Origin of the sequence: Brevibacillus sp. AY1 (assembly GCF_029870785.1) — a bacterium.
Classification (GTDB): domain Bacteria; phylum Bacillota; class Bacilli; order Brevibacillales; family Brevibacillaceae; genus Brevibacillus; species Brevibacillus invocatus.
On sequence record NZ_JAFLPN010000069.1, the window covers coordinates 1 to 9,136 of the forward strand.

At 50.4% G+C, this 9,136-nt stretch carries 13 protein-coding genes; 1 reads left to right on the plus strand and 12 read right to left on the minus strand.

Annotated elements, in window-relative coordinates:
• Positions 1-118: 118 nt before the first annotated feature.
• The 4 genes from JZI27_RS24035 to JZI27_RS24045 form a co-directional block, all read right to left on the minus strand.
• Positions 119-292 (minus strand): hypothetical protein, encoded by a 174-nt coding sequence (locus JZI27_RS24035; protein WP_183185273.1) that lies wholly within the window; start codon positions 290-292, stop codon positions 119-121.
• A 236-nt stretch (positions 293-528) separates the two neighbouring features.
• A complete protein-coding gene (locus JZI27_RS24040; protein WP_122911033.1) occupies positions 529-981 on the minus strand; it encodes a pyridoxamine 5'-phosphate oxidase family protein in 453 nt (150 codons plus the stop codon).
• A gap of 34 nt (positions 982-1,015) precedes the next feature.
• Positions 1,016-1,234, minus strand: coding sequence for a hypothetical protein (locus tag JZI27_RS25160; protein ID WP_420866960.1), 219 nt, complete (start codon positions 1,232-1,234; stop codon positions 1,016-1,018).
• Positions 1,170-1,343, minus strand: a complete 174-nt coding sequence (locus JZI27_RS24045; protein WP_280209702.1) for a hypothetical protein — start codon at positions 1,341-1,343, stop codon at positions 1,170-1,172. The genes JZI27_RS25160 and JZI27_RS24045 overlap by 65 nt, the downstream gene beginning before the upstream one ends.
• 32 nt (positions 1,344-1,375) lie before the next feature.
• On the opposite strand from JZI27_RS24045, the gene JZI27_RS24050 reads away from it, so the two are divergent.
• Entirely contained in the window at positions 1,376-1,816 is a 441-nt protein-coding gene (locus tag JZI27_RS24050; protein ID WP_276330139.1) for a LysR family substrate-binding domain-containing protein, read from the plus strand.
• Here the strand turns inward: JZI27_RS24050 and JZI27_RS24055 are convergent.
• The 8 genes from JZI27_RS24055 to JZI27_RS24090 form a co-directional block, all read right to left on the minus strand.
• Entirely contained in the window at positions 1,813-2,709 is an 897-nt protein-coding gene (locus JZI27_RS24055; RefSeq protein ID WP_122911037.1) for a PhzF family phenazine biosynthesis protein, read from the minus strand. The two genes, JZI27_RS24050 and JZI27_RS24055, sit on opposite strands and share 4 nt — an antisense overlap.
• A 15-nt stretch (positions 2,710-2,724) precedes the next feature.
• Complete coding sequence (locus tag JZI27_RS24060; protein ID WP_122911038.1) at positions 2,725-3,267, minus strand: GNAT family N-acetyltransferase; 543 nt, start codon at positions 3,265-3,267, stop codon at positions 2,725-2,727.
• 544 nt (positions 3,268-3,811) lie between these two features.
• Complete coding sequence (locus JZI27_RS24065) at positions 3,812-4,864, minus strand: polysaccharide pyruvyl transferase family protein (RefSeq protein ID WP_245997279.1); 1,053 nt, start codon at positions 4,862-4,864, stop codon at positions 3,812-3,814.
• 12 nt (positions 4,865-4,876) lie between these two features.
• On the minus strand, positions 4,877-6,007 hold the full coding sequence (locus JZI27_RS24070; protein WP_280209710.1) for a glycosyltransferase family 4 protein: 1,131 nt from the start codon (positions 6,005-6,007) through the stop codon (positions 4,877-4,879).
• A complete protein-coding gene (locus tag JZI27_RS24075; RefSeq protein ID WP_122911040.1) occupies positions 5,997-6,713 on the minus strand; it encodes a glycosyltransferase family 2 protein in 717 nt (238 codons plus the stop codon). Before JZI27_RS24075 ends, JZI27_RS24070 begins: the two co-directional genes overlap by 11 nt.
• Complete coding sequence (locus JZI27_RS24080; RefSeq protein ID WP_280209713.1) at positions 6,698-8,212, minus strand: glycosyltransferase family 2 protein; 1,515 nt, start codon at positions 8,210-8,212, stop codon at positions 6,698-6,700. The genes JZI27_RS24075 and JZI27_RS24080 overlap by 16 nt, the downstream gene beginning before the upstream one ends.
• A gap of 2 nt (positions 8,213-8,214) precedes the next feature.
• On the minus strand, positions 8,215-8,412 hold the full coding sequence (locus JZI27_RS24085; RefSeq protein WP_122911042.1) for a hypothetical protein: 198 nt from the start codon (positions 8,410-8,412) through the stop codon (positions 8,215-8,217).
• A gap of 13 nt (positions 8,413-8,425) precedes the next feature.
• Entirely contained in the window at positions 8,426-8,725 is a 300-nt protein-coding gene (locus tag JZI27_RS24090; protein WP_122911043.1) for a DUF2642 domain-containing protein, read from the minus strand.
• Between the last annotated feature and the right edge of the window lie 411 nt (positions 8,726-9,136).

The following is a 9,136-nucleotide window of genomic DNA, read 5'->3' on the forward strand; positions in this document are numbered from 1 at the left end:
GTTGCACTTATACTATCTTCCGCTAATCTTTTTAGCGCTTTAGCGCACTTAAACTTTCCGATAGTAAAATAAAAGGGACGGCGCACGCTCCCGTCCCTACTCTACACCTATGACTCTTTTACAGACTCTCCGCATTCTTCAAGGCGTGTTCCCAGCTTGGAAAATAAAACAGCGCGCTTCTCATCAATTCTGGATCGTTTTGCTTGACTTGCTTTTTGCTAAGCGAATCTCCATTGGATTGAAGTTGCCTGATGCGGTTGATTACCTCATCAGCTCCCAAGGTAATGTCCATTGGACAAAACTCCTTTCCTAATAGTAGATGTACATTATTCATTTTTCTCATTGATTGTTTTTTCTATACTATTTGTCTAGCAACGCTTCTCAAGCTAGTTTTTGAAGTACCTTTTTTCATATTGGCTAAAAATATTCACCTAATAGCTTTCAAGAAAGCAGGCATATCCACTTTACATAAAAAACCGAGCTGAAACAGGAAATTCCTGCTTCGAACTCGGTTTTTCTTTCCCCTCTTTATGAAAGCAATGCCCCAAATACTTGGTTGTCCAGCGCGATCGCCTTCTCGATATTGCTTGTTTTCTCATATGCTGGATTTTGCGTAATCGCTGCTCCCCAGAACATGGATTCAAATACAGCTTCGATCTGAACCTCGATTTTGGACAGCGGCATCGCGATTCCTTCGATCTTCTCTTCCAGGATGTTCGCCTCTCCTACTATGGAATAGACGGTGCCCAACGCGATCATCGTCAATGAAACGCGACGATTGGCCTTCACGTTGGCAGCAGTCCGTGAATTGGTCGTAACGGCAAAGCGGATCGTTGTCGGGGTGTGTGCCTTCACCCAGGAGATCGCCGAGGTATTCGGCGTATTGCTCTCGGCATCGATGGTGCTGAGCAGGATCAATGGCTTGTCATTCATGAAATCGATTTGTTCCTGCGACAGCGCTTGAGGAATTTGTTTGCTCATTTTTGTGAAAGCCTCCTTTTACACGTAATTCCTCTTATGATAACAGTGAATCTTTTGGACTTAAAGACAATCCCAATTCTAATTTTCCAAACATTTCCCCCAAATGGTCCATATTGAAGGTAATATGCATGGACGAGGCCTGCACGTCCCGCCAATAACGCTGCAGCGGATTGGATTCATACATGCTGCTAGCACCGCTGTAATCCACGATGGTTTTTGACAGCTTCCTTGCACATTTTCGCTGTAAAGCCATAGTTTCTGCGCAAACGCAGTCGCTCATACGTGTCGATCGGCGTCTCGGTGCTCAGGCGTGCCAAAGATTTTTCGAAGAGAGCAATCGCTGCATCCAGGGTAGCAGACACTTCTGCCACATGGTCTGCATAATCTCGGCGGAATTACCTACAAATCGTTGTGGATCCAGCCCTACTCGATCATTTTGCCGGAAGATCACCCACTGGCTGACCAGACCGATCTGTCTATTGCGCAGCTCGCGCAGGAACCATTTGTCATGCTGGAGCGCGAGGAATCGCCGCAGGGGTATGATTACGTTTTGTCCTTATGTGCCAAGCATGGCTTCTCCCCACGAATCGTAAGCCAGGCTTCCCGTACTGATGCGGTGCTGATGATCGTCGATGCAGGGATCGGGATCACCATCCTGTCCCATCATCTGCTGCTGTACGCCAGTCCCAGCCTTCGCTTTATCGATATACAAGACGAGGAGCATCAGGTCGATATCGTCGCTTCGTGGAAAACAGCGAACGAAAATCCCTCTGTTCCCTTGTTTATCCAGGAGGTAGAGACAGCCCTGCAGCGATTAGAATCACGGCAGCCTTAGATCGTGACGATCATTTCCTTTACGAACACGGCGGTTCCGGTGATCTCGACCTGGAGGGATTCTTGGTTGGGACTCACTGTCACACGAACGCGGCCGTCCCTGTCTATCTCCTGTCCTTGCTCGATGACGAACGTACGCGGGCCAGCCGTCGTTTCCGGTTCGATGTAGGTCACGTAATATGCTCCCATGACTCCCGAAGCTGTCCCTGTTACCGGATCTTCCTGTGTACCGGAATATGGCGATGAAAAATGGCGGGCATGCATATCGGCAGTCTGATCGTAGGTCTCCATGCAGAATGGATGGATCGACACGTGCGGCATCTCTTGCAACACATGAGGAAAGCGAGCATTATCCGGTTTCATCCGTTTGCACGCATCCAAGGATTTGACCGGAACGATCAGCGTCCAAATACCTGTGCTGCCATATTGGATCGGCCATCTTAATTCGATGTCCTCACTCACAAGTCCGATTGCTGCAGCCAGCTCATCCACGGAGCCGTTAAAATCCGCAAACTGCGGCGCTGCCTGACGCATCGTGATGAGCACCCCCTCGTCCGGCATGGTCTGAATCTTTACTGGCAGAATACCTGCTTTCGTCTCAATCGTGATCTCCCGCTTCTCTTCCAGCAAGCCGTGCGAAAGTAGGGAAAAAACCGTCGCCATCGTCGCATGACCACACAGGTTCATTTCATGTCCGGGAGTAAAAAAGCGTATGCGTACGTCAGCCACTTCCGAGCGAACCGCAAAGGCCGTTTCATTAAACCCGACCTGCAAAGCTACTGCCTGCATCTCGTCATCTGTAAGGGAATCCCCCTCCAGCACAACCCCTGCCGGATTTCCTTTGTTTGGAATCTGGCTAAATGCATCAACATGCAAAACCTCGACACGCTTCATGCGGTTTGTCCCCCTCTATTCTTCCTCGTTGATGATCGCCAAAATCTGATGATCCTCCCACCGTCCATTGATGATGACGTTCTTTTTGGCGATGCCTTCCTTGTGAAACCCTGCTTTCTCCAGTACCTTGATAGATCCCAGATTATGAGGCATGACGCCAGCCTCAATCCGATGCAGCCCCCACTCCTCAAATGCCAGCTCGACCATCAGACGCACAGCCTTTGTCATATATCCCTTGCCATTTTGTTCTTGATCCAGATAATAGCCGATCCATGCGCTTTGGAAAGGTCCGCGCGCGACTTCACTCAGGGCAATGCGGCCAATCAGCTCCCCGCTCTCCACCAGATAAATTCCGCAGGCATATGCTTGATCTAGCCTGGCTTTTTCGATATCTGCCCGGATGCGCCCCTGCTGTCCAATCCGTGTGTAAAAATCTTCATTGCGAGGCGTGGTGTAGCGTTGGAAAAACTCCCGGTTCCGTGTCTCCAATTGAAATAACGCCTCTGCATCTGCAAGCTCCAATGCTTTCACTTCAATGTCCGCAGCCACTCTTTTCATTAGACGATGCCTCCTTTATATCCTCTTAAAATGAAAAACACCACAAGATCTCCCTGTGGTGTGTGAATGTGTCTTATCCATTGCAGTAAGTGCATCCAACCACAGGGTAGCGACCTGTGGCATCTCATCCGATCACTGGAATGGATGTCTAGTCGCTTGAAATGTCGATTTTGGACAGACGAATCCCGTGATTGGTGAAAGCAAAGAAAACAGCGGTCGAGTACCCTGTTCCAGCAGACAAGGATTGCAAGGCTCTTTTTTTCATCAGGGTACCTCCTTCCAATGTTTTCTAGCTATTATCTTATCAAGATTCATGAAAACGCACAACTGTACACTTACAAAGGAAAGTGACATGCGACAAAATGCTCTTCCTTATGCTCCTGGAAAACTGGCTCCTGCTGGCGGACATACGCATAACCAATTGCATGATACGCTGTGTTGGACGCAGACAGCTCAAGAAGGACTTTTGCTTTCGATACAGCAAGAAAAGCCCCTTCTTAGAAAGGAGCTTTTCTCCATTACATGCGGTCGGACTTCTTAACAGTTACAGCAACTGATGGACAAAGGGCTTCAGCAAATGCTCCTTCATCTCTTTTTGCTGAACAGCCATTCTCTCTCGGATCGAAGCCCTTTCTTGCACGGCTTCTGTCGCCAGCGTCACGATTTCCTGCTGAAGCTGTGGATGATTGGTAGTGACCGCCATCTCCGGCAAGCCCATGGAATAACAGTAGTCCAGGCACTTGAAGCGGTATGCCAGACAGACAAAAGGGACTCCTGCTGAAGCACTCAAAATATTGGCGTGCAGCTTATAGTTAATGGTTGCCTGAAAGCGGCCGATTCGCTTCATCATCTCTGTGTGATTGTGAAGCTCCAGATCCAGTGTCGTGTGCTGTGGGGCATTGATTTTTTTATACAATCGTTTAATGGCTTCCCGATCCGGCCCCCACATCGTATACAGATACATGTGTTTTCCGTCCTGAATCAGCGTCTTGGCTGCTTGTGCCAACGCATCCTCCACAGCTGCTTCATTTTTGCCGTAAATGCGATTGTAGGCTGTCCCCCAGTTGATGCCGATCGTGGGACGCTGATCGTCTCTACTCGCCTCCAGCGTTGGCAGAGTCATCAGCATCCCCGGATCTCCGCTGACAAACAATTTTCCTCCAATCCCTGTTTCCTGCAAATATTGATGGGTAAGAGGCCCTCGCACACCAAAAAAGGAAGCATGTTCCCCGATCTCCCGGAGCATTTTCCCCATCTTCTCGCTTTCCTGGAACGAAGCCGTCATCAGCTTGCCTGAAGCGTCAAACTGTACAGGCACTTGGGTATCGTATCCGCTCCCCCAGATCACGAGCTGTTTTTGCTGTTGAGCAGCCCGATGTGCCACGTCCACGTAGCCGGGTACCAACAGCGAACCTCCGCCCAGCACCACGGTATCGAAGTCGTCAAAACGCTGCAGATCTACGCCCGGCAATGAAGGAATGACCCGGTAATGCTGTGGGTCCAGATACTTTTCCGCACTTTCCTCAAACAATCGCCACATCCATTCATCGCCGAGATTGTTAAAACCGATCCACCCGACATAGAGGATTTTTTTCATGTCGCCCCCTCCTTATTGCTTTCTCATGCACCTTTCGTATAACGCGAGCAGCTCAGCCCCTTTTTGGGTAATGTCAAAGCTGGACTTGATCCAGTCTTTGCCTTGCTCTCCCCATCGCTCCAACCTCTGCCGATCCGCAAAAGCTTGCCGCAGCGCATGGGCCAACAACGGAGGCGACGGCTTTTCGCTGGAATTATGGTCGCCAAAGTAATACTCCCATGCCCGGGGGTAAGCTTCTGGTGTGACCAGACCCAAATAGCCGTGGTTGCCTACCGCCAGCACAGGTTTACCGCAAGCCATCGCTTCCAATGCGACACGACCGGTACCCACGACCAGATCGCTGAGTGCATAGTAAGGTCTTACATCCGTCTGCTCTCCAACGACATGAATATAGGGATAGCCTTTGAGCTTATTGAGCGCTTGAGCAAGCTCATCGACGTAGTGAGATTGAGCTCCTGTACCGACTACGACCATGTGAAGGCTGCTCATGTCTGTCAAGGTTTTGGTCGCGCGCAAAAGCATGTTGCATACCGATGCCTTTTGCCACGCCAAACGGCTGACGTAGGTGACCACCGAAGCGTTCTGCGGAAGGTCGCAAAGCGTGGTTGTTCGCAGCTCCATCGAGACATTTGGATCTGGATGAAACGCTTCAAAGTCGATCCCGTTGGAAATCACGCAGCTTTCAATCCCTTGCCTGTTCCAAAAGGTCTGGACTGGCTTGCTCACACTGATCATGGCATCGCTCAGCTGCGCCAGGGCAACCGCTTCTCTCGGCGGATAATAGGTCCCGTGCATCGTGTAGACGACCGGTATTCCCAGCTCCACCGCCGCTCCTGCTGCCAGTAGCCCTGAAGGGGTCTGATGCACGTGTACGATCGAGATTTGATGCTCTTCCATGACTCTTCGATAGGCGTGATTCAACTGCTGATTTCGAACCGGAAGAGGCTCCATACTCGACTCGACTAGATGAATGTGAAAGCCTGCGTCCACAAAGGCTGAATGAAAAGGGCCATCCGCTCCTGCGTAATGAAGCTGGATTCCCCTCGATTGCAGGGTTCTCGCCAAACTCAAGACATGGGTCTCCGTTCCACCCGTTCCCATGCTGTCCATGACCATCAAGACACGAGTTGGACTATTTGTCATCGTTACTCTCCTTTCTTTTGTAGTACTGTACCGAACGTTGATTGTTGTGCAGCCGATAAAAGTACAGAGGTTCAGGAAGGTTTTCGATCTTGGCTTTCGCATTCAGCGCCTTGGCGATGAATTCATAATCCTCTGCCCCTGTGATCCGGCGTGTAGGACCACCGATCTGATCGAACAAGCGTCCACGAAACAATATCGTCCCATGACAGACACAATGTCCGCCTCTGCCATACACCTTTCCGATTTCATCCCCATAGCGAAGCCAGTTCGCCAACTCTCGTTTCATAGGCGCATCAGAGGGGAACGAGTAATAGTTGGTTCCAACCAGTTCAACCTCGGGATGGTTTTGCAAAAATTCAACCTGTCGCTGCAATCTGTTTACATGTGAATAATCATCCGAATCTTGTATGGCGATATATTCGCCCCGAGCCAGATACAGACCAACATTGAGGGCTCCGGCAAACCCGATATTGCGAGGCAGCGTATGCATCACCATACGATGGTCCTCCGACCATACTTGACGATACTGCTCATGCCACTCTCTGGCCACCTGAACAGAATCATCCGTCGATGCATCATCGATGAAAATCATCTCCCAATTGGGGTAGGTTTGCTCACGAATATGATCTAGACACTCCCTCAGATACAGGGCGCGATTGTAGTTTGTAATGACAACACTGACCATGCCGTCTATTCGCTGTGACATGTGATCACCTCCTTGCATGTGTTTTGAATGATATAGTGAAAGGCCTCGATATGGTCTCCTATGATCTGGTCAGCGGCAGATGATCGACCCTTTCGTGCCACATGCTTTTCCGTACGAAAACGATTGGAGGCAAAACTGTCTACCTGATAGGCCTGCTGGACATTCAGTCCTGCCATGATGGCCGCTGCCTGCGCCTTTGGGGGACACGCCAGAAGGGACCATCCAAGTCGAGCAAAGGCTTCCCGTCGCAAGGCAAATGGAACCGCCAGCATCGAACCTACCTCTAGGTCCTTTCGATTCAAAGCAAGATTGAGCGCTCGTCTGGCAGCGACCACCACATTCCTGGCATGCTGCGATTCCAAAAAGGCAGATTGATCATTCAACGCTAGATCCATTCCCCGTCGACAACCCAGAACGAATGGATAAAGCTCCTGGGCGGGAATCACAAAATCCGCATCGACGAACAGCAGGATGCCGCCTGTTGCAAGACTTGCTCCGGCGCCCCGTCCCGAATCCACGCCCAACACTTCGGAGAAAACCACCGTCGTGGCCCCGCACTTTCTGGCGATGCGGGCAGTCTGATCGGTAGATCCGTTGACGATTACAATCACCTCAGCAGGATCCAACAGCCCGACCTCACGGATCACCGCCTCTATCGTCCTCGCTTCATTTCGTGCGGGAATGATGACGGAAAGGCTCTGCTCCTGGCCAAAAGCGACTGGCTGTTGCGAGCGAGTGGACACAAGGCCCTCTCTCTTCCTTCCGCCATCTGTCAGTCCTCCTCTTTCCGATAGGACGGCGATCACGTCCAGCTGCTCCTTGATGACGGCCTTCTCGTACGTGGAAAGCTCCGAGCGCAAAGCCCCGTAAAGCTGTGGATTAAAGGGTGGTGAACCAGGGAGCGGTTCCAACACCTGCGTCACGATCTGCAAACCGCTTTGGATGAGCTTGCGATGTGCTTGTGCCGGATGCTCCAAAAGCACAGTCCCCAATCGTTGCACGGCTCTTTTCGTGATTCCGTGGGGAGTAGACAAGAGAGAAGCTTCTTGCAGATCGGCTCTGTCATAGAGATCATTCAATAGATACGAGAAGCTGTTGATAGGCTTGTCGTTCTTTTTATCCCTGGTGAGCGTCCCCGCCTGAGGCAAGACGATTTCTGCGTTTCCGTAGCGCATCGGAAACAGGAAACGCTGCAGGGCAGCAGGGGAATACCACTGATCTTCCCCCAGAATCAGGAGGAGCTCTCCGCGGGCTTTCTCCGCTGCGAGCTTCCTTCCCGCAAAGGGGGTACTCGGATTATCGATAAGGATGATGCGCGTTTTTTTCCGAACAGCATTCGGCAGTTCATTAATCAAGTGACTGGCGATCACCAGCATGAGCTCCTCCGGGGCAAGCTGCAAGGAAACCGCGATCATCTTTTGAAGGTGATGGGTCGAATAGAGTGCGGAAATCACTACGGACAAAGTGTCCTTGCGCCTTGCACCTATTCCTACTGCCATCATCAGACGATCCTTACGTACGTGATACGATCCTGTTGAAAAGTCACTTGTTGATCGCTGCCATACCCGGGCGCAGCAGAAGCAAGAATCGTTGCCGTACTGTCCGTGACGCGAATCAAAACGCCTGTCGTGACCTGATATCCCGTAATCACTTCGACTGTCTCGCCTAGATACGAGCGCAATTTATCTTCAAAACTCATCCTGATCTCCTCCTTACAACGCTTGCACGTAGTTGATTTGTGTAAAGCGGATGACGACACGCGTGCCACTTGGTTCCATAATCAGCGCATAATCTGTGCCTACTTCCTGCAAAACACCAGCCAAGATACCCGCATCGGTGCCAGCTTCAATCGATTGATTCAGGTAGCGTATCAGCACCTTGCGAAACGCAGGTTCTTCTTCCTGGCAACTGTCATCCTTCTGGGGAGCTGTTGATTTCCCTCCCCCCCATAACAGCTTTCTCAGTCCCTCGAAATACTCTTTTATCTCTCGTTCAGTCGCAATTATTTTCATGTTTTTGCTCACTCCATTCTCGGTAAAAAATATCGTGCTACCTCGTACAAGGTATACGAAAAATGCCGCAGACGTGGTAAGTCAACTGCGTATTTTTAGCAAGATTAGTGCAACTATCTTGAACTTTTGTTCCAGAATTAGGAAAAACCCGGCGTTTGCCGAGCCTCTAATTTCGGAATTTTCGGATTTCAACACTTTGCCTGCGATTACCCTTTTGCAGAAAAGACTGACTCCACAATAGAGAAGCCCGATCCTCTTCATGAAGATCGGGCTTCAGCATCACTCATTCTCTTTTTTTATAAGACGGTTTGTCAAGCCAAGTGCGACAGAGCTTCCTAGAATGATTCGTGAGCGGTTTTCCAGCCTAAACATTTTCTCGGTCGATTGTTAATGAGATACAGTGCCTGACCC